The organism is Streptococcus halitosis, assembly GCF_027691175.1.
GTDB lineage: Bacteria > Bacillota > Bacilli > Lactobacillales > Streptococcaceae > Streptococcus > Streptococcus halitosis_A.
The window spans coordinates 1,100,662-1,123,825 of the sequence record NZ_JAQFBD010000001.1; the positions used below are offsets into that span (position 1 = coordinate 1,100,662).

At 33.0% G+C, this 23,164-nt stretch carries 14 protein-coding genes; all 14 read right to left on the bottom strand.

Annotated elements, in window-relative coordinates; translation table 11 throughout:
* Positions 1-26 precede the first annotated feature (26 nt).
* On the bottom strand, positions 27-1,910 hold the full coding sequence (locus PG086_RS05390) for an ATP-binding protein (protein WP_049513486.1): 1,884 nt from the start codon (positions 1,908-1,910) through the stop codon (positions 27-29).
* 41 nt (positions 1,911-1,951) lie between these two features.
* Complete coding sequence (locus PG086_RS05395; RefSeq protein ID WP_049513413.1) at positions 1,952-2,908, bottom strand: HaeIII family restriction endonuclease; 957 nt, start codon at positions 2,906-2,908, stop codon at positions 1,952-1,954.
* A 13-nt stretch (positions 2,909-2,921) separates the two neighbouring features.
* The gene (locus tag PG086_RS05400) at positions 2,922-3,944 is read right to left on the bottom strand and encodes a DNA cytosine methyltransferase (RefSeq protein WP_001049189.1); all 1,023 of its coding nucleotides are present in this window, start codon (positions 3,942-3,944) and stop codon (positions 2,922-2,924) included.
* Position 3,945: 1 nt separating this feature from the next.
* The gene (locus PG086_RS05405) at positions 3,946-4,167 is read right to left on the bottom strand and encodes a helix-turn-helix domain-containing protein (RefSeq protein ID WP_000033212.1); all 222 of its coding nucleotides are present in this window, start codon (positions 4,165-4,167) and stop codon (positions 3,946-3,948) included.
* Positions 4,168-4,316: 149 nt separating this feature from the next.
* On the bottom strand, positions 4,317-4,976 hold the full coding sequence (locus PG086_RS05410; protein WP_081528331.1) for a DNA-binding protein: 660 nt from the start codon (positions 4,974-4,976) through the stop codon (positions 4,317-4,319).
* A gap of 52 nt (positions 4,977-5,028) precedes the next feature.
* Positions 5,029-13,419, bottom strand: a complete 8,391-nt coding sequence (locus PG086_RS05415; RefSeq protein ID WP_081528330.1) for a helicase-related protein — start codon at positions 13,417-13,419, stop codon at positions 5,029-5,031.
* A gap of 9 nt (positions 13,420-13,428) precedes the next feature.
* A complete protein-coding gene (locus PG086_RS05420) occupies positions 13,429-14,376 on the bottom strand; it encodes a DNA cytosine methyltransferase (protein WP_197090290.1) in 948 nt (315 codons plus the stop codon).
* A 55-nt stretch (positions 14,377-14,431) separates the two neighbouring features.
* Positions 14,432-16,138, bottom strand: a complete 1,707-nt coding sequence (locus PG086_RS05425) for a DNA topoisomerase 3 (protein WP_081528329.1) — start codon at positions 16,136-16,138, stop codon at positions 14,432-14,434.
* A gap of 91 nt (positions 16,139-16,229) precedes the next feature.
* On the bottom strand, positions 16,230-17,837 hold the full coding sequence (locus PG086_RS05430; RefSeq protein ID WP_081528328.1) for a CD1107 family mobile element protein: 1,608 nt from the start codon (positions 17,835-17,837) through the stop codon (positions 16,230-16,232).
* The gene (locus PG086_RS05435; protein WP_001901812.1) at positions 17,815-18,045 is read right to left on the bottom strand and encodes a hypothetical protein; all 231 of its coding nucleotides are present in this window, start codon (positions 18,043-18,045) and stop codon (positions 17,815-17,817) included. The genes PG086_RS05430 and PG086_RS05435 overlap by 23 nt, the downstream gene beginning before the upstream one ends.
* Positions 18,046-18,060: 15 nt before the next feature.
* Positions 18,061-20,142 carry a CHAP domain-containing protein gene (locus tag PG086_RS05440; protein WP_081528327.1) on the bottom strand — a complete coding sequence of 694 codons (2,082 nt, stop codon included), beginning with the start codon at positions 20,140-20,142 and terminating at the stop codon, positions 18,061-18,063.
* 6 nt (positions 20,143-20,148) lie between these two features.
* Positions 20,149-22,581, bottom strand: a complete 2,433-nt coding sequence (locus tag PG086_RS05445; RefSeq protein WP_001901813.1) for a VirB4-like conjugal transfer ATPase, CD1110 family — start codon at positions 22,579-22,581, stop codon at positions 20,149-20,151.
* Complete coding sequence (locus PG086_RS05450) at positions 22,484-22,882, bottom strand: PrgI family protein (RefSeq protein ID WP_000542588.1); 399 nt, start codon at positions 22,880-22,882, stop codon at positions 22,484-22,486. The genes PG086_RS05445 and PG086_RS05450 overlap by 98 nt, the downstream gene beginning before the upstream one ends.
* A 3-nt stretch (positions 22,883-22,885) precedes the next feature.
* On the bottom strand, positions 22,886-23,152 hold the full coding sequence (locus tag PG086_RS05455) for a hypothetical protein (protein WP_000573637.1): 267 nt from the start codon (positions 23,150-23,152) through the stop codon (positions 22,886-22,888).
* Between the last annotated feature and the right edge of the window lie 12 nt (positions 23,153-23,164).

The window sequence follows — 23,164 nt, forward strand, 5'->3', positions numbered from 1 at the left end:
ACACCTCCTTTCAAGTTGTTTTATCACTATACTTCTTTATCTGGTTTATAAATGCTCTCAATCTCTTTATACCTAGTTATATAATCTTTATTATATTGCTTTGCCTGCTGCAGTAAATCTGAATACGATTTAATATAGAGTTTGCCTGTATCTTCCAAAGACGAATAAAAATCTGTCGTCTCATCGTCCATCACAAAACTATCTGAAATCAAAAATGTTTTAACACCGTTTGCAATACTCTCTTTATGATTTTTCAGCAAAAATCTTTCGTATTCCCTTGCTTGTCTAATTTCTTTTAACGAAATTTTTATTCTTGGTCTCTTTAATTCAATTATTATCAATTCGCCATTTACTAAATTGCAAAGAAAATCTAGTCTTCTATTTTTTTCTTCAAGTTCTGTATCTGGAAAATTTTCTTTTAATATCTTCTTGAAGGTAACTTCTCGTTCAAATGTTGTAATCCTTGGATCCAATATCCATGGAAATTTTTCTAAGAAAGGTTGAATAACTTTTGTTTCACTTGCATCATTTCTTACATACTTTTCGAACTGTTCAATTGCCTTAATACGTCCGATTGATATTTTAGCCAACTCTTTAGATTCTATATATTCCCAATCTGTAGTAATTTTTTCCACTTTATCAACCGTTAAATCTTCATCATCTAACTCGGCAATATAATTTTGAAAACTTTCAAATTTATATAATGTTTTCATGCTATCTAAGATTCGTTTCAACGAGTCAATATTATCAGTTTCTATCGAGTTAGCAATTAAAGTATCTTTAACTTTATTTATACTAGATATTTCGAGTTTTGACATTCCTTCAAAAAAATCTTCAGGAAGTTGCAACTGTTCTTCTTTCTTATCTTTTCTCTTTTTTCTCCAAGAATTTGAAACTTTAGATACTAATTTATTAAGATATTGTTTTAATTTAGCTGTATCTTCATCCGCTTCCCATAAAATGTTTTTTCTATCTGTGGATATAAAATCAGCTTCATTTGAATCATCAATAAAATCTATATTAAAATATCCAGTAACATATCCATTAAACGTATCATTCGCTCTGTCATCAAAAAAATCATTCTCAGCAGCAAGTTTATTTCTTACATAAATGTAAAAACCTGCTTCCGATTTGTTCAATGGTGTTTTTTTTGTAAAAATTTTACCTGAAACATTATGAGATTTCAACCATTCAAACCATTCTGTTTGACTTAACTCGCTTTCAAAATCATCTGGGAAATTCCAGTCAAATTCTTTATCTAATTTCTCAAAATATATGGATTTAGTTATTTCAATGCGTCTATCCGATGTTAAATCAACTAACTCCACTTTAAAATCAGAATCATAGAACGAAAATCTTTTTGATAAATTATATGCCAGAGTGTCTATATCCATAATATTTTTTTGAGTTATCTCTTTAATAATTACTTGTGTTTGATGTAGCTCATCTGTTTTTTCATTTTCATATAATGCCTTTGGCTTATATTCATCCTTGATTTCAGCCTTAAGTTCATCGTAGTTCATACTAAAGGCGTTTTTTATTCCTTCTTTTATCGAATGAACTTCAATTGTGTTTGCTATTCCAAATACTGCTAATTTCCCAAGTCCCTTTTTACCGGTTACTTTTCTGCCTTTAATTTTAGATAATCCAGTTCCCTCGGCTTTTCTTCTATTTCTACCAATTTTCAAGAAATTTTCATTCAATTCCTCGTGATTCATTCCAATTCCATCATCTGTAACTGTAACAATTTTATTATTGTAATCTATTTCTATTACAACATTTTCAGCATCTGCATCATATGAGTTAGAAATAAGTTCAGCAATTACTGGGGGAAATTTGCTATACAACTTAATACCTAGATGATCAATTGTATTCTTATCAAATTTTATTTTAAATCCACTATTTTCCATAATATTACATCTGATAAAACTATCAGACCCTCCTAGCATTCCTATTTCCATCTACAATCTATCGATATAATTGTTGTAGGCATACCTATAATTTGTATATCAAACTTCAAACTTGATTCAACCTTAGTCGAAGCATTATGAATTCTGAAACTAAATTGCCAACCGCCATCAAGGTATAGTTCCAATGTATTCTTACTGTCTGGTTTATATTCCAAGCTAACAATCCTTGTTGGAAGTGTTGATATTGGCAATTCAACACTTCTTTTACGCTTTTTACCCTGTCTATTCAACGTTCCTCTCAAATTGTAGCTTTGAATTTGAGTTATCTTTTTATTATCAATCCCAATTACTTTATAAAAATCAAATTCTCCGAGCAAATACTCAACCATCAATCTAGGAATATCTTTACTAAACAAGCAATTTTGTCTCTCCAGTTCCCCTTTAAATGCATTTAATAAAGGAACATATACATCGTCTTCTTTGTTAGGTAATTCACTCCACTTAGAACCCTTTTGTTTTTCAGAATCAAGATATTCAAATATTGGTTTAATATCTTTCCAATATTGTTCGGAACAATCTATTCCATACCACTTTTTTCCAAAATCTAAATTTTTAGATAATCTACTATGTTTTACAGCAAAATGGTTGTGTTTTACGCTAAGACCAATTTCCCACTCAATACCTCGTCTAATAATCAGTACATCTCTTACATCGCCTTCTTTACCTTTATCATCTGATTGAATTTTCAATTCCAACTCATCTAATCCATCATCTAAAATCAACGGTTCAAGTTCAAATATAGTATTTACTCCAGCTAATGCACTAATCTTGTATATAGCTTTTTCAGAATCGGTTAAAGTATTCCATGCACGTTCTGCAGCATAAAAACTACTGTTTTTTTCTATCTTTGCCGGACGAACTTTTGATATTTCTTCAAACAATGTAGTTAAATAAGAAAACTCATATGCCCTTCCTTGATTATTACTTTTTTCACTCATAGATTACCTCCGCCTAATTATCTGTGCCTGTTTTTAAGAGACTCAAATTTGAACTAGAATTACGCAAAGCTTCTAAAATTGACTCAGCCATAACATACGCTAAGTTCACAGGAACAGCATTACCAATCATTTTATATGCATCGTTCAAATTCGTATAATAGAATTTAAAATTATCTGGGAATCCTTGTATTCTTGCACACTCTCTCACGGTTAATCTTCTATATAGTGCTTCCTTACCAGGTTCAAATATATTTTTATTTTTTTCTACTTTAGGCATAACTGGTGCTTGCGGATGTAGTTGACACTGTCTACCAGATGCCTGGACCGTAAATGCCTGTTCATCCCATTGTCTAACTCTATTTCTACTCATAAATATTGGCGAATAGGCACCAATAAAGTATTCATGATTCAAAACTTTACAGTTATCACCATTTGTCTTATTTTTTTCTAATGCTGGAATTGCCGAATCTTTTAAATCAAATATCGCATCTTTAAAAGTCAACTTTGACTCGTATGGTTTAGGTGGTTCAAATTTGATGTTTAAATCCTTTCTAAATCCAACATAGAAAACTCTTTTTCTATCTTGAGGAACACCATAATCACTAGCATTTAACAAATGAATGAAAACATCGTAACCAGCTTCCTCAAATTGAGAAACAATATTTTCAACAGCACTATTATGCCTTTTCGCCATCATGCCCTTAACATTTTCTGCTAAGAAGAACTTCGGCTTTTTATCTTTCAAAATGCGTATGTACTGATAAAATAATTGTCCTCTAGGATCATCAATCCCCTTTAATGACCCTGCCTCACTCCAAGACTGGCATGGCGGACCTCCGATAATACCATCACATTCAGGAAACATCTCTGAAGGAATACCACAAATATCTCCCTTAATAAGTTTTGTATCATGATTTTTTTCATATGTTTCCCAAATTGTTTTATCGTATTCATTAGCAGCTACAACATTAAACCCTGCTTTTTCAAAGCCTAAGTCTAATCCTCCCGCTCCTGAAAACAAGCTAATTAAATTCATTTTATATTTCCTCCGAAGAATCATTAACACATTCTACAATCTCTGAAATATCACATTCCAATACATTACAGATTCTTAGTAACACGTCAGTTGTGACATTATCACCATTTTTAATTTTATAGAATGTACTTTTACTCACTTTTGCTTTTTTCATAAGTTCAGTATTTTTCATATCTTTATCTATCAATTTTTTAAACAATTTTTTATAGCTGAATTTTGACATGACTAACCTCCAGTCATTTTCTTGTTAAAATCATATCGCTTCTATTATACCACAAAACTAGTACTTATAGTACACTTTTATTCCCTTTTCTCGAACTAGTTTTGCAAAAAAAAATAATCGGTGCAGCCCGAAGACTACACCGACATATCTTATCTCTCAGTTTCCTTTAGAGATTCTTTCTTTTCTACAGGTTTTGCTTTTTCTTCAGCCTTATATTTCTTTATTGCTCCAAGTACCGATTCTTTCTTTTCTTCTTGCTTCTTCATCTGTTCCTTTGCTTTTAAAAGCTTAGACGATAGTATTCTAACATTAGTATGTTCCTTTCCGTTATCGTCAATGGATGTTCTTACCTGACCAAAAATCTTTACAAAGTCACCTTGCTTAAAATTCTTTGGTATATCTCCCTTATCTCCATAAGCCGAACAATTTATATAAGTCTTATTTCCCTCATCATCTTTTGACACAACCGAGAAATTAACTACTTTAAAGGCTTCTCCATTTTTGTTTTCTCTTTCAATTGTTTCAATCTCACCTACGACATTCCCAACAATGTTCACCAGATTATTATCTTCTTTTTCAATTGCTGCACTTTCTTTAATCTGTCCATTTTCTCTAAGTTCATCAATCAAATAATCAAACTCATCATTAAGTAAGCTCATACTGTCATTATCCATATACTCCTGGTACAACCTATCCAAGGCATTTTTATCATTGATACCTTTTTCAAAACTAATTAGTGCCTTTGCAAAATCTTCGTGTTTTTCGTTTGCCATTTGTTCTAGTGTATTTCTCATTTCTTTGTAGTTCATAATATACCTCCATTTTTCTACTAAAAATGAAAAGGAGCTTGTAATAAGCCCCTTAACGTTCATCGTGTTCTTTTGATTTATTTTCTCGTGTTTCTGCTTGTTTTTCTTGTGACTGATATGACTTAATTTGCCCTAAAATAGATGGTTTTTCTTTGCTTTCTGCCCTTGCATTAAGATTATCCTCTACATCATAAGTAGTTTCAAAATAGTCACTATCTCTAAAGTCATTATCGTATCTATCTGGCACACCATCATTGTCCAAATCTTCTGCAAGCGGATCATAGATATTACCATCGTCATCTCTTTCAAGACCTAATGCTTTTTTAAGGTCATTATCATCAATAGATACAAACTCTCCAAAGTCTCCATATTCCATTTCTTGTTTTAGAAATTCCAATGCCTTTTCTTCACTTCCAAGGTCTTTGAGATAATCAATCTTTGTGATTGATTCTCCATTGATATATTGAGTAGCTGTAAAATCTTCTAAGCTAATTTCATATTGGATTTCATGCTTTTCATCTGGTGTAGTAGTATATGCAATTCCAATATGAGCAAGGTCAGGAAATAGATTATTAAAATTCTCATAGGTATAACTATCATCTTCATATTCCCTTTTGCAAAAATCTACAATAGCCCTCTTTACATCTTCAAGTAATGGATTAGGATTTTCTTTTTCTTCTACTTCTCCCATATCAAGTAGCTTGTTTAATTCTGTAAGCCTTAATACTTTTGTCTTTAGTTCATCTGCTTTTTCAAAAGGCTTTATTACTTCTTCTTTTGCATTTTCCAGTTGTTCCTTTGTGCTAACGAGTTTTTCTTCAAGACGATTTAACCTTTCAGGTATTTTATCAATAGCATTGTCTAATCTTGTAATATTACCATCTGAACTTGTACCAAGCTCTCCTGAATGGTTTGTAGCACCTTTTAAAGTGAAATTATGCTCATTGGTGAAGAAGTTATAGCTTACCTCTAAATCCATATTTCGATACTGTCCGATAACCTTACTTTCATTAAGTTTTACAGTTTTAATCGCTTCTAAAAGCTTTTCTCCAGCTATCTTTTTATCTCGAATTATCTCGCCATTAATCGTGATAGAAGTGAATTTATTTTCACCACTTCCTTGTGGTTCAACATTTTCTATATCTCTTTTCACTGCTTCAATTAGCTTTTCTGTTCTTGCAATTTCTTCCGGGTAGGTTTTCACCACCTTGTCCTCTAATCTGTAACGGTTGGACTTATAGTTTGCTTCCAACATTTTAAGTTTTGTAACTTCATTATCTAAATCCATCTTTTCTTTTATCTTTGGATCACCAGTAGCAAGTGCTTTAATCTCAGCATAGTTCAAACTACTTTCATCTACATCTTCTGCAACACGAACAGGTGTCTTTGAAGTCATAATCTGTGAAATAAATTTCTGCTTATTCTCTATTGTCTGCCACAAGTAGCTGTCAAATGTATTCTCTGTAACATAACGATAGATACTAACTTCCTTATTTTCATTGCCTTGGCGAACAATTCTACCACTTCTCTGCTCAAGGTCAGCAGGTCTCCATGGTACATCTAAATCGTGCATTGCAATTAGTTTATTTTGCACATTTGTACCAGCACCCATTTTCTGAGTAGAACCCATTAAAATACGAATTTCTCCATTTCTTACCTTTGCAAAGAGTTCATCTTTTTGCTTATCAGTATTGGCTTCATGTATAAAGGCAATTTCTTCCTTTCGTATTCCTAAATCTACAAGTTTATCCCTAATATCATCATAGATATTAAAGCTGCCATCACCTTTAGGTGTAGACATATCTGAAAATAGAAGTTGTGTTGATTTTTCTTCTTTTGTCTTATCCCAAATAGAAAATACATTTTTAACACATACATTAACCTTTGAGTTTTCATCATCTGGAAGTAAAGGATTGATTAAACGCTGATCTAAGGCAAGTTTCTTACCATCATTAGTAATCTTAAGCATATTATCTTCTTCAGGCTCTACGGACTTATTACGCACCTTATCAGCCCTTTCAGACAAGCTCTTTAGTATTTCTTTTTGTTCTTCACTTGGCTCAGTCTTAATGACCTTAAAATGAGCTTCTGGAACAGGAAGATTGAGCATATCTGCAGTTTGAATATCCGCTACTTCCTTAAACATACTCATAAGCTCAGGTAGGTTATAAAACTTAGAGAAACGAGTCTTCACTCTGTAGCCTGTTCCCTCTGGAGATAACTCGAAAGCAGATTGTGTTTCTCCAAAGGTTGATGCCCATGAATCAAAATGCTCTAATCCATTCTTTTTTAAAGTGTCGTACTGTAAATATCTTTGCATAGTATAAAGCTCTGTCATTGAATTCGATACTGGAGTACCTGTAGCAAATACAATTCCTTTGCCACCAGTCATTTCATCCATGTATCGACATTTCATAAACATATCCGATGATTTAAAAGCTTCAGATTGCCCAATACCTGCAACATTTCTCATTTTTGTATAAAGATATAGGTTCTTATAATTATGAGCTTCATCAACAATCAGCTTATCTACGCCAAGCTCTTCAAAAGTAATAACATCATCCTTTTTGAAATCATCATTTAACTTTTCAAGTCTTGTTTCTAGTTTTTTTCTGGTCTTTTGAAGCTCTTTTACTGTAAAATTTTGATTTCTGTCATGCTTATACTCTTCTACATAATTGATAATCTCATCAATCTGGTCTTGAATGTGCTTTTGTTGATATTCCTTAGACATTGGAATTTTTTCAAACTGACTATGCCCAATAATAACTGCATCATATTCACCTGTTGCAATTTTCCCTATAAATCTCTTTCGATTCTTTGGCTCAAAGTCTTTTTTATCAGCCACCATAATATTAGCTGATGGGTATAGTTGCATAAATTCACGACCAATTTGCCCTGTAAGATGATTTGGCACAACAAATAATGACTTAGTACACATTCCAAGTTTCTTTGCTTCCATTGAGCTTGCCACCATTTCAAAAGTCTTGCCGGCTCCTACTACATGGGCAAGCAAGCTATTACCACCATAAAGTATTCTTGCAATTGCGTTCTTTTGATGTGGGCGAAGCGAAATATCTGTACTCATTCCATCAAAACTTAAATTAGATCCGTCATATTCTCGATTACGAATAGAATTAAATTTTTCATTATAGGCTTTTACAAGTCTATTTCTTCTATCCTGATCGTTAAATATCCAATTCTTAAACTCTTCTTTTATAAGCTCTTGTTTCTGTCCTGCAAGCATAGTTTCTTTTTTATTTAGTACCGAAGTCTTTGAACCATCTAGATTAATAATTTGGTCAAACACCTTTGTTTCTTTTAGGTTTAAAGCATCTTCAATAAGCTTATAGGCACTTACTCTGTTTGTGCCATAAGTCATTTCTGCTAGGTCATTTCCCCTGTCTTTGCTCTTACCCTCAACATTCCATTCACTGGTTAAATGTGAAAATTTGACTTTAATATCCCATCTTGCATATCCTGGAGTTTTTAATGTTTCAAATATGAATCTTTCAATATCTTTAGGTGGAATCCATGTTGCACCAAGCCTTACATTGATTTCACTGGCTTCAAGTTCTTTTGGCATTACTCTTTGAAGTTCTGCTTTTTGATATTCCAGTCTGCTTAGTTCGTTTACAAGTGTTTCCCTTTCGTTTTCACTTTCTTCTGAAAGTATTCGTTCTGCTTGTCGCAACCTATTGATATAGCTATCTACAACACCTATTTTTTCTCTAATATTTCCACTTAAGTATTCATCTTTCGTTACATAGGTATACTTAAAGGAGTTAGTTTCATCGCTACAAGCAAATGGTAAATCCCCATCTCCCAAGTCAAAAGAAAGCTTCTGATTAAAACTAACATTCTCTTCCCTAATGTTTAAAAAGATTTCTCCTCTAAGTTCTTCTATAAGAGTGTTTCTATCCTTATCCGTTAGATTTGTCATGTAATCAAAATCTACATAACCTTTTTGTGAAATAGATAGTACCAATGCTTCAAGTGAAGAATCCACATGGTCAATAACTTTCGCTTTTGTGATAGTTCGTTTAGAAAAAATATCGCCTTTTGCCTTGAAGTTTTCTTCTTCATCAAGTATCTCGATAGAAGATACCAGTGGGAAGTTACTATCCTCTCTTAAAGCTCTGGTGTTACTTAAATTATTAACAAAACCATGTTTCTTAGAAAAGTTATCATAAACAGCGTTTAATTTATCCTGAGACTCTTTAATTTCAGCTTCACTAAAATCTTCTTTTTGCTTGTATATTACATCCTTTAGTGCGTCATTTAATTCGAGATAATCCTTAATCTTTTCCTTGTTTTTGTCCGATACTTCTTTCTTAACAAAAAGTGAATTTTCCCTGTAATATACCTCCTCATCTATGATTGCGTAGGAAAAGTTTTTTACATCATCTGTTGCTGGGATTGCTGTTACTTCATCATCTAATAACTCTATCTCTTCATACTTCGCATCTTTTGATATTCTTTCACCTGCAGCTTCAATACGATCTTTTAAAGAAGACGTATTTATTTCATGAGGTAAAAATGCTATTGGCTCACAAGTAAGAGTTTTTCCAAATCTTCCACTTACTTCTCTCATGTTTCCAAGAACTTGTTCTGGATGGTCTACAAAATATTTATTATATACAAGACCATTTTCATCTTCCGCTAAATGAACCCAGTCATCATCACGCTCAAGTACACTATCTCTTTTCTTCAGGAATATAATATCTGAAGTTACTTCTGTACCGGCAACACCCTTAAAGGTATCGTTAGGAAGTCTTATTGCACCTAAAAATTCTGCTCTTGCATTTATATATTTACGGATACTTTCGTCTTTCTTATCCATAGTTCCAGATGATGTGACAAATGCTATAACACCACCATTTCTCACCTTATCAATAGATTTAGCAAAGAAATAGTCATGAATTAGAAAGTTATTACGATTGTATTCCCTATCATTAACCTTAAATTCGCCAAACGGAACATTACCAATTGCTACATCAAAGAAGTTATTTGAAAAACTTGTCTCTTCAAAGCCTTTAACTTGCACATCACTTTCAGGATAAAGAAGTTTTGCAATTCTACCACTAACAGAATCAAGCTCAATGCCATAAAACTTTGACTTGCTCATTTCATCTGGAAGATTACCGATAAAATTACCTACGCCCATCGATGGTTCTAAAATATTTCCATTCTTAAATCCCATTTCTGAAAGTGTCTTATATACTCCATCAATTATAATTTTAGGCGTATAAAAAGCTGTTAATGTAGATTCCTTAGCAGTCTCATATTCTGGTAATGTTAAGTTTTCTTTTAAGAAAGCTCTTGCTTCTTTCCATTGACCGTCTTTACTTTCATCAAAGACATCAGATAGTCCACCCCAACCTACATATTTTGCTAAAACTTCCTGAGCTGTAATATCAAGCTCTAGTTCTCCGCTCTCCACTCTGTTAAGCATAGAGATTGCTTCAAGATTATTGTTTAACCTCTCACTTGGCGACAACTTTTCAGGTAGTGTTTCTTTTGTGATTTTAAAGTTTGAAGCTTTTGTCTTTTCACTAATTCTTGTTGTTTCTTCTAAACCGAAAAGTCTATCTAAATCGCTATCTTGTCTGTAGGCAATAACTTCTGAACCTGTAATCATTCCGCCAAGATATTCCACATTATCCTTTATGGTTACTGTCTTTAGACCCTTTCCCGTGTCATCAAATCTTGTAATGGTAAAGTCCTTATTCTTATATTGAACTTCATCTCCAACCATAAGTTTTGGTCTATCAAAAGAGATTTTTTCTAAAAGCTCCTTATCATCAGCAAAACTCACAATCGGCATCATAAAGTTACCTTTTCTAAGTGGTGCAAGTCTTAAATCATTCTTTTGTAAAATGTTATTAAAAGTAATCTCTGAATCAATCCTATATGCTTCGTGATCCATATATACAGTTTTTCCGATGGATAAATCAAGGGGCTTTTCATTGATATTATCTACATTACTATCCGCTTGGTTTAGATAATCAAAAAGTGTTTCCTGCCTTGTTTGTGGCTCTTTCATTTGCGTATTTTCAGCTTCTTTTTCATCTAAAGCATATTCAGAAATTTCAAGAGCCTTATATTTTCCGCTATCAATGAGCTTATCGACTTTCGTACTTTCCTTAAAAGTAGTGCCACGATGAAGTGGATACTCTATTCTTTCAACTTTCACTTTTCTTCCAGTCTCTTCAAGGCTGATGGCAAAGCTATCTTGTTTACTTGCAAGTATAAATTCATTGCCGACTTTAACTGCTACTTTCTCATTCTGATTGTTATATGCGTAATCTTTAAGACTATCAACAAACTCACTCATCGTAACAAAGTCAATGTTATCCTTAAATTCTTCAATTTGACTTATGCTTACTTCATCATTCATTAGATAACCTTTAAGCACATTAAACTTAGCAAGTTCAATGTCTAACTCTTTCAGATATTTTATCTTTTCTGATGTAACACCATCCAGACCTTTGTTCCAATCATCAATAAGCCATTTTAAATGTTCCATCTTCCATACAGGAAGTTTAGGATCTGCAATCTCAGTAATTTCATTTCCATAAAAGTCATACTCTTTTATAGCACTCATAATCTGTTCTAATTGTTCAAAATTAAAATCATCAATCCCAATGTTTGTTCCTTGAAGAGCTTCTTCTAATTTACTAGTGGCAAGTCTGCTAATTGCAACATCTCTTGGGACTTCGTATTCTTCCATAATAGAGCCAACTTCTTCAGCAAAATTAGGACTTAATTCTTCTTCAAATTCATCTGTTATTTTACTGGTAGCTTCTTTAGGAATTACCTCATTTTCAAAACTAAGTTCTCCATTAAATACCATTTGAAGTTCATGTTCATCCATCTGCTTTTTTAATTCTCTGTCTTTAAGCTCTCTAAAAGTCTTTGGGAAATCTTCTAAAATAAGTCTTTGAGCATTTAGTTCTTCAAGCTCACGGATGTTAAAATATCCCCACTCTGGTTCAATTCCTAAAGCAAGACCAAATGCATCTCCTGTTTCCCTATCATATTCCGTCATATACCATGTCCAATTGCTTCTAAATGGAATGATATATGCTGCATGAACCTGAGTATCTGCCAGATCAGTGTGTTCTTGGTCATAAAGTTTTGGAACACGCTCAAGCATTTCATCAGTCATTAAATTGTATGGATCTTCTTTAGAATAGAAAAAGGAAGCATTTTCTGCTCCCTCGTTTGTTTTTTCAATGCTATTTTCTAAGCTTCCACTATTTCCTTGATTGTCATCTCTTTCAAGGCTGAAATCATTGCCTTGTATTTTGGATTCGTTTCGCTCTCTATTTTCCAAGCTTCCATCATATTCGGCTTTTCCTTCCTCATAAAGTCTATGGCTCTCTTTTGAACTTCCATCAAGTGTTTCACTAGGCTCTTCTCTTTGTAAAGGTCTATTAGCATTTGATAGTGTTTCTCCTCGCTGCTCTCTGTTAGAAAGTCCAATCTCATCACTGCGTAAATTGGATTCGGAAATTCTTCCATGAATTTCTTCTCTTCCTCCAGTTTGTTCAAAGTCTTCTCCTTGATTATCAAAATTATCTCGTCTGTATTCTCCAGCTCTGAAAATTCGGTTTCCGTCATTATCATCTCTTTCGTCATTTGATCGAATAGCATTCGCCATACCTCCTAATTCTTTATTATTTTCATTAAGCTTATTATAATCGGCACCTATACTCTTTGTCAGGTCTCTACCCACAGATAAATTTCTTGTTCTAACCATCGTAGCTTCAATAATATTGCTACAAGCATTGGAAATACAGTTACCAACACTCATTAAAGAAATTCTATCTAGGTACTTAAAATTTTCTTGTAAGTTATCCATTGGAATATGATAATCCAGATTAAATCTATTTGAAATTGCAAAGCTAATAGAATTTCTCATAAAATTTATAAATGAGTTTCTATCTTCATCAGCAATCCTCAGATTATTTGCAAGCTCATATATGCTTTCATCTGCGTATATTCTGCTAAGAGAATATAGATTCTCTGATAGGTTTTCACTTGAATCATACCCTTGCAGCTCAATCATATCTTTTAATGCATTTTCATGCTTTTCTCTATCAAAAGACCATAGTTCCACTTCATTAACATTTCTATCCATCGATACCGTCTGACTAATATCGAAGATATATCCTACCTTTTGGAAAGCATTACTGTCATTTAGAATAGGTATCCCTTTTTGCCCTCTCATAACAGTTCGATTAAATCTTTCTCTCCACATATCAAAGCTTGCACAAGCAGTTGCATTGGGATTTTTATCATAGATACTAAGTTGACTTAAAAAGTCATATCTTTGATTATTTCCAATGACCTTTAAGAGTTTTAGATATTCTCTTTCACTATCTAAAACATCTCTTTTTACAAGCTCAATTATGTTGTAAAAATCATTCGTCCTCATCTTTACCTCCTAGTTCTTCAAAATTTCTCTTAATATTGCTTCTAACACATTCACGACAATGCTATTTCCAGCTTGTTTATATAGTATTGACGATAATTTCCCTTTTCTTCCTGGATAAATAGCTTTTAGCCTATTAAAGTTTTCATCATCAAATCCCATAAGTCTAAAACACTCTCGCTCAGTTAAATATCTATATTTACCATTACTTAAATCAATAATTCCTGAGTTAGGAATACGCACTTGCTTGGTGGAAATGGTGTAGGCAAACTTATCTATCACTTTAAGTCTTCCTCTAAAATTATTATTCTTAGGTTTTCCTCTTATATATCGAAGCATTGACTCTTGCCTTACTTCATAAAGATTTGAAGCGTCTTTCTCAAGAAATTCAGATATATCCCTTGCTTGTGTTTTTTCGAGCTTGGCAAAATCAAAAGAATTATTCCCCAAGATGCTTACAACAAAGATACGCTCTCTTTTCTGTGGTATTCCAAACTCCATAGCATTTAGAATTTCATATTTGTTCTCATATCCTAGTCTCTCCATTTCTTTTAAGTAATGAAAAAAGGAAGTTCTCAAATTTCTATCGAGAACTCCCTTTACATTTTCCCAAAGCACAACCTTGGGCTTTATATTCATTTCTTCTATTATTCGTATTGTTTCAAAAAGAAGACTACTTCTTGTACCGCTACCTTTTGTGCCACCTTTCTTTAAGCCACTTCGACTAAAATCTTGACATGGACTACCATGCATTAGTAAATCTATTTTTTCATCTGGCGGATGATAATCTACTATACTCTTAGGCTCAAATTCTTCGCCATAAAGTGCATTATAACTTTTAACACAATTCTTATCTATCTCTACATAATCCACCGTCTTATGAGATATTTTTTGCCTTATTAAAGCTTTTCTAATGGCACCTATACCACCAAACAGTTCTAATACATTTAGCTCATCTATTTTAATCACCTCCAATAAAATAAGGGAACAAGATTAGCTCTCATTCCCCCAAAAATTATTTACGATATATCCCTACTGTTTCTCTTATTTCATTCTCAATACATTTTAAGAAATCATCCTTATTCGCCTTTCCATTAGCAATATCAGATAGTTTCATTTCCCATTCAGCAGTAGTTTCTGCCGATTTAAGAGTATCTGAAACAATAGTCACCAAACTAATTCCTTTATTGGTTGCAATTAGATTCTTTTTATCTCTTTCGATAAAACCTTTGAAAATCAAGTTTTCAATAATACCTGCACGAGTTGCCGGTGTACCAAGTCCTTTTCTTTCTACCTCAATGCCTTTTTCTAAGGCGTCATTACCCGCTACTTCCATAGCCTTTAAAAGTGTATCTTCCGTAAAATGCTTAGGTGGTGATGTATATTTCTCTTTTACTTCTTTATTTCTTATCTCAAATACTTCGCCTACCTTTACACCTGGTAGTAATGTATCTTCAGTTTTCTTAGTTTTATATTCTTTTAAATACTTAGTGAATCCCTCATCAATAATCACTTTGCCACTACTACTAAATTCAAAACCATCAAACTCAGCAACAATTTTTGTAGTATTTTCTACTAAAGGGTATCCAACACTTGCGTGAAGTTTATTTGTTATAAGTCTATATACCTTTGCTTCACTTTCTGGAAGAGTTGAAATATCTTCTTTTAATGAGCTGATTGTTGGTATAATCGCATGGTGATCCGTAACTTTTTTAGAATTAAACACTATCTTAATTCTTTCAGTATCAAAGTCATTCTTGCCTAAGATATTATTAATGACGCTTGTAATCATATCTTCAGTCAGGCATCTACTATCAGTTCTTGGATATGTTATAAACTTCTTCTCATAAAGACTTTGAGCATAATCAAGTGTCTGTTTCGCACTATATCCAAAATACTTGTTGCATTCTCTTTGAAGTGTTGTAAGGTCAAAAGGTAACTCAGGTTTTGTTATCTTTTCTTTTTGAAAGACATCAGTAATTTCTATGGAATTACCTACTAAATTGATAAGCTGCTCTGTGGTAGTCTTGTCATCAATTCTGTCTGTAGAAAGTGAAAATTTATCTAAAGAAAGCTCAACTGTATAATATTTTTCTTTCTTGAAATTACTGATTTCATCATCCCTATTTACAATCATTGCAAGTGTAGGTGTTTGTACTCTTCCCACACTATAATTTTGCTTATACAGGCAAGAATAAAGCCTACTAATATTCATCCCGACTAGCCAATCTGCAATCGCTCTTGCCTTGGCGGATTCAAATAAATCATCGTAGTAACTTCCATCTTTTAAGTTATTGAAACCATCTTTAATTGCACTATCTTCCATTGATGAAATCCAAAGTCGTTTCATCTTCTTTTTACAATTTGCTTGATTATAGACAAGTCTAAAAATGCTTTCTCCTTCACGACCAGCATCACAAGCATTTATTACATTCTCTATTTCTTTATCATTCAATAGTTTCTTCAAGACACTAAATTGTTTCTTAGTAGATTTTGAAACCTCATACTTATACTCACTTGGAACAATCGGTAAATCTTCCATATTCCACTTAGCATACTTTTCATCATAGCTATCGGGATTTGCCATCTGAATCAGATGACCTACGCACCATGATACCCTATATCCACTTCCCTCATAGTATCCATCTTTCTTTTTTGTAGCTCCTATCACCTTTGCAATTGATATAGCTACACTTGGTTTTTCTGCAATAACTAAATCCATATTATCTCCAATCTTTCAAATAAAATAAGGCGAAAGATAATACTCCCTCGCCTTTAACTTGCACCCAAAATCATATAATTTATGATGCATTTTATTCTTCATCTTCTTCGATTTCTTCAACCTCTATTTCTGATGTTTCTTCACTTTCATCAGCTTCTGAGAAAAAATCATCGTCATCATCTTCTAATGCTTCAAGTTCTTCATTCTCTTTCTTTTTAACAACCTTAAAGTAATAACCTGCACCTAATGCTCCAGCTACTACAAGAATCAGAATTAAGTATGTTCCCATATTACTACTTTCATCTTTTTTCACTGGTTTAGGCTCTTCTTTTATTTGATCTTCCTTTACAATCTCCTTTTGTGTTTCTTTCTTTTCAACCATATTTAACAAATCATCTTCTGAAACTTCTGTTAAAAGCATTACATTCTCGCTATCTTCATCATGATTAATGATTAGATGAAAAGTCTTTCCATTTTTAGTTGTAAAAGTTACAAACTGTCTTGCGTCTGCTGAATACATATCCGTAGACTTATTATCTTTACCATCGTTGTGGTGAATTGGATAATCTTTGTTTGCATTATCCTTATTCTCTGTAACGGTTCCTCTTGCTTTTGACGGTGCTGACGCTACTCCTTTATTGGTATTTGCTGACTTGCTTGTTCCATCCATAGAAGACGTATCTCCATTACTTGAAGTTTGTTTAGGTGTTAGCTTATTCGGATAACGTATTTCCTGTCTCTCCTCTTTTTTATCCGACTTAGTTTCTACCTTATTTTCTATTTTAGATGTTGGCGTTGAAGCATTACCAGAAGCATCGCTACCTTTTCCTGTATTTATAGGTGTGCTTGGAATAAATTTGCTAAAAGATTCGTTATTTTTCGGTACTGGATTTGAGATAGTTGAATTAGAATTAGTCCCTATCTTATTCATAGAATTGAGCTTTTCCTGTAGTTCCTTAGTCTTCTTTTCTAACTCTTCAATAGATTTTTTAAGCTCAATATTTTCTTTCGATGAATCAACAGAGTCCTTGTCCTTTTTGATTTTCTTTTCCAAAGCTTCAATTTCATCTTCAAGATTTTTGATTTTATCTTTTTGCTTATCACTTAACTTATCTTTATCCTTAAGTTCCTTGCTAAGATTATCTACCTTTTCTTTTAAGTCCTTAGACTCCTTATCCATCTTATCTAAATCATTTTTAGTAATATCAGTTTGAGTTGATGAATCTTTCTTAGGCTCTTCTGTTTGAGTGGCTTTATCCTGTTTTGCTTCATCAGACTTCTTTTCTTTATCTTTATCATTTTCAGTCTGAGTTGCTTCATCTTTTACAATCTTTTCTACCTTACGGATAATCTCATCTTTCCCATCGCCTTTTACTCCATAATAAAGAAAATCATCAATGAATTTCATATCGTCAGGTAACATTGGCAAATCACCACTATCAAGGATTTGTCCTTTATCTGCCTTTACAACTTCTTCCTTAAATACTTTCTCGTCTGAAAATACATACTTAATCTTTACTTCAAATTTCTCTTCCGTTTCTGCAAGAGCTTCAATCGGATTAAGCATTGAAAGTACAGTTCCATCTTTTGCAAATACAATCTGCTTATTTACAGTCATCACACCTATAATTGAAACCAAAAGTAACGCTGCTCCAATAAGTGCGGCCAATACTTTCTTATTCTTCAATTTGCTTTTCATTACTATATTTCTCCTTTTCTTTTTTCTCTTTGAACATCTTCACTAATTCTTCAAGAGTGATATTGTTCTCTCTACAAATCACTACATACTCCTGGTCTAATAGTTCATCTTTACGAATAAATAAAGGCTCTAAATCTTTATCGATCTGAACCTTCTTATCTAATAACTTTTGAATTTTTTTATTAACAGTATTCAGTTCCCTATTCACATTTTCCACTCCCTTCTATCTTTGTACGTTTGGTGGAAATCCAAATCCTACTGGATGGTGTTTACAGAATGTTGCAATCCAATCATCTAAGGTTGTTACCCTAACTACTCCGATATTATCCATTACCTTACCATCACCAATATAAATTCCGACATGACCATAAGTAAGTCCGGCTTGTCCACCACTACTGCTACTTTCAACTGCTACAAGCATTCCTACTTTTAACTTTGATCTATCAGAAGTAAATGTATGGTTTCGGTACATATCATTAGCATTACCTCCGATATATCCAAGACCTGCATTTTGATAAACCTGAGAAACCCACATTGCACACCAACCTGCTCCAGGTGATGGAGTAATATATGCTGCATTTACAATTTTCTTTTGAACATCAGACGATGCTTCGTATTCTTTTCCTCCACCTATGCCACCATTTGCAGTAATGAGATTCGTGTTGCCAAACATTTCGCCCATATTCCCCTGTGCAAGGAATAGTGCTTCATAATGCTTTAAATTGTCTGGATACTTAACGAAGACTTCTCGAACCACGCTATCCATTTCTCTTTTACTTAAAGTAACAATGAGCTTTCTATACTCATAAGGTTCTTCATGGCTCTCGGTATATTCGTTCCCCTCTTCATCAGTGTAAGTTCCAGTTACAGTCTTATACCTTATCTCTATTTCCTCTTTATAATCGACATGGTACATAGTCTTAAATAAGTCATCTAAAATATTACTAACTTCAGATAAACTCTTTACTTCACCATATCTTGAAGTGATATAGGATAAAAGTTCATGAACATTATGACCAATATCTCCATTTTTTCTTACGATATATTCATCGTATCTGGGATTATTCTTTTCTACATTTTCAAGCTCGCTATATAAGTCATTCTCCTTGTTTGAAAAACTTTGGTTAATCTCAGTTAAAACATTTGGTCTTGATAAATATGATGTTGTTAAAACACTGCTCGTAGAATTAGCAAATCCACCCATTGTCATGCTTGCAAAGTTAAATACAAAAGTTCCAAAAATAATTATGGCAGCTACTACTATTGCTGCCACTTTTGCTTTTCTTATGATGAAGTCTTTAGATACCTTGAATGTATCCATCAGTGTCTTTTTAACTCTATCTCTAATTCTTGTCTTCTTTTGTTTATAGATAGCTGACTTCATCTGTTTCTTCTTTTGAAACTTCTTATAAGCATTTGCTTTTTTATATTGGTCGGTCTTCTCAACCTCGTCCATGCTCTTTCTAAACTCAAGCTTGGACTTTCTACTTTTGATTTTCCTATTGCTCTTTTCTAAATCATATATCTTCTTACTTTTTCTCTTATCCGAATAATTTTTTACGCCATGAATAAGTTTAGAGGAACTTCCTAAGCCTTTTTCAGCAGCTTCAACAGATGCATTTTCATCACTACCAGATGATAGATAAGCACTTGTAACCTCACCAAGTTTTGCGGCTCCAATCACACTTCCACCGACTAAGGTTTCTTTGTTATACCTTTTATAAAGCTGATTTTTCTTTTCCCTATCTCTGATGACTTCTTTACCAGTTTTAGAAGCTTTAGTGTTATCTTCCTTTTTCTTATCCATCTCTTTTCTTGTAAAGAGCTTATCAGAATAGTTCTTTCTTTTAAGTGACCTTTTCTGCTTTTCATGAAGTTTGGATTTTTTATTACCTAAAGGCTCATATGATACATCGCTATCTCTAAAATCATTATCATATCTATCAATAACACCATCACCATCTTGGTCTTTTGCTAAAGGATCATAGATACGATTTTCTTTAACCTCTGTTTGATAATCTGACTTGGCTACTTCGGCTTGAAAACTGTTACTTCGAATATTTCTTTTTATAGCATTTTTGCTCTTGTTACTTGTTTCTATTTCACTAGTAATATCCGTTCTTTTACTTATCTTCTCATGAATTTTATCTTGAAACCTGTTTTCTTCTTTAACTACCTTATCCCTGTAATCATCTCCAGTTTTTCTTTTATAATCTAGGACATCATCTGTTTCAGATTTTGTGATGATTTTCTCTTCTCTTGCCCTTAACTTTTCATTCAAATCTCGCTTTCTTTTTTTACTCATAAGACGCTACCTCACTTCTTCAGGTTTTGTAGTCATCTTTTGATATAGGATTGTGTCTTTAGGGAAGTTATCTACAAATGGAACAATGGTGTTTCCAAAGAAAATCAAACCTTCACCTGCTCTTGAATTGGTAACGAATTTTTCCTGATCCTTTGAGATTTTAAGCTTTACAACAAGCCAATCTCTATCACCTGTTGCTTGATTAAGCATTAGAATAAAATCCGTATTGTCAAAAATATTTTCAATTTCTTTACTTGCAAGTAGATCTTTGACATTTTGTGTAATTCCTGTTGGAATGCCGCCCCATTTTCTAAATCTCTTCCAAATTTCAACAGAATACTGAGAAGTTTGCTCGTCTTTTAAAAGCAAGTGAAACTCGTCAATGTAGTATCTTGTGCTTTTTCCTGTGTTTCTATTTTGCGACACCTTATTCCACACCTGATCTTGAATAACAAGCATTCCTATCTTTTTAAGCTGTGTTCCAAGTTCTTTAATATCAAAGCAAATGAGCTGCTTGTTTAAGTCAACATTTGACCTGTGATTAAAGACATTAAGACTTCCTGAAACATAGATTTCCATTTCTGTTGCAAGTTTCTTTCCCACCTTTTCTTCTTGCCCTCTTAACATATTGTAAAGGTCTTGAAGTATAGGCATATTCTCTGGAACTGGATTTTCAAAATATTTCTCGTAAATCTTAGGTAAGCACCTATCTATAACAGACTTTTCTTCTGCTGTAAGTCCACTACCACCAACCACAAGTTCAAGCATAGACATAATAAAATTTGCCTTATCCTTAAGTGGTGCATCTCCATCTCCATAATTCATATTTATATCTAGGGGATTAAGATAGTCTTTACTCTTTGCACTAACCTTTATGACTTCTCCCTTAAACTGTTTAACAAGATTGCCATATTCACCCTCTGGATCACAGATAATGACATCATCATCGGTTGTAAGAATAGCATTTGCCATTTCACGCTTTGCAGAAAATGACTTACCAGAACCAGGCGTACCTAAAATTAAGCCATTTGGATTTTTAAGCATTTTTCTATCAGCCATAATAAGATTATGGCTTAAGGCATTTAATCCATAGTACAAGCTATTTGATGAGTTTATGAAAAGCTCCTCTGTTGTAAATGGTAAAAAGACTGCTGTAGATGATGAGGTTAACCCTCTATCTATTTCAATCTTATTTACGCCAAGAGGTAATACACTGATAAAACCTTGTTCTTGACTATGATCTAAGCGTTTAATCTTACAATTATGCTTACTTGCAATAGATGAAATCTGAGAAATAGTCGTATCTAGCTTTTGTACTGTCTTTGCAAAATTCATAAAGACAATCGTTACGATAAACATACGCTCATCTCTTGTCTGAAGGTCTTTTAAAAGCATCTTGATATTATCACCATAGGTAATTAAATCACTTGGCAATATGTCCATGTCATAGCCACTTCTAACTGCCTTTTTATTTTCCTCAATCTTCATCTTATCAATATCTGTATTTTTTCTTTTCACCATCTTAATCGCTTCTGTCTGTTCAACTGCCTTGATATGAAAAGAAATATTGATGTTATCATCTATATCTAAAAATTCTGCAAGCATTCTATCCGACAGCTCGCTTGCAAGTATTTGAAGATGACTAACAGCTCCAATATATTTTCCAAACTTAAAATACTTACTTGGTACAAAATTAAAAGAATCTGGTGCAATAACAGTCTTTGTACTTTCTCTTGGTTTTAAGTCTTTATAGGAAAAAGAAAAGAGCTTATCTGGATTTAAAATATCATGCAATACCTTTAATCTTTCTTCTCCAGTTAAGCCCTCAGCACGAACTCCCATACTCTTTAGATTTGATAATATATCAATCTCAAGTCGCTCAAGTTTTGCAGTCGCTTGCTCCAAACTATCCGCTTCAACTCCAAAGGTGATATACTTCGATTTCTTTAAACCATTATTTCCCTTTGCAAGCTGACTTTTTAACATCTCACGAAACTCTAATCGAATATCATCATAACCATCATTTTTATCCGGTATCTGAATAGCTGCTTTTAATTCATTATTTCTTCCAAGCTGATTGATATATGAAAACTCAATATCTACACTTGGATCAAAAGAGTTTAAGACATTCGCAAATTGATTGAAAATCAAATCCTTATCTTCTTCTAAGGCAAGCTGATAGTTTATATCCTGAAATGCAATACACTTATTATAGTGCTTTTCATCAAGCTGGCATATTCCACTTTTTAGCATTCTCAGATAAGGTATTGTGTCTTCAACAGTATATCTCTTAGGCTCTTTCTTAAATATTAAGTCGATTAGAGAAGCTTTTTTCTTCTGCTTAGTCAGCTTTTCTTTTTTCAGGTTTCTTTTGTTTTCCTTTAATACCTTTTGATTTTTTTCTAATTGAATTTGCTGTAATTTTCTTTTCTTGTTCAAGGTAAACCTCCTTTCTCACTCGCTTCTGTGGTTGATAAAACTTGTGTAGATATATGTGCTTAAAATATTTCTCAAAGGTAAGTCCATCTTTTTCAAATAGTGTTACAAAGAAGATTGGAAGCGTTGATACAATTAAAAACAGTATCGCTATATCATTTGGCATAAACTTTCTCATAAATAAATAGACTGGTATACCAACCAGTCCAGCAAGTGTAAATCCAATTAATTGTCTTCTTGTAAGGTTAAAGGCTACCTTTGTTTTTACCTTTTTTAAATCTTTGGGAATTGGTACATAGCCCATAGCTTACCTCCCATCTTCTTTTTCCTTTGAAAATGCTTCAAAATGTTCATAGCATGAAGCAACTTCATTTCTCATCTCTTCTAATTCTGACTCAATGAATGCATTTTTCTGCTCTTGATAACAAAGAATAGATTTCACATCATCTCTTGTACTTTTTACTTCATCTTCTAAATTCTTTAATTTGTTCCTGTTAAAAATCGAGATAGCAAATGCTCCAATTCCTACTGCAATAATTGAAACAGGAAACAACTTTTTCTTTACTTCTATCATTAAAAATCCTCC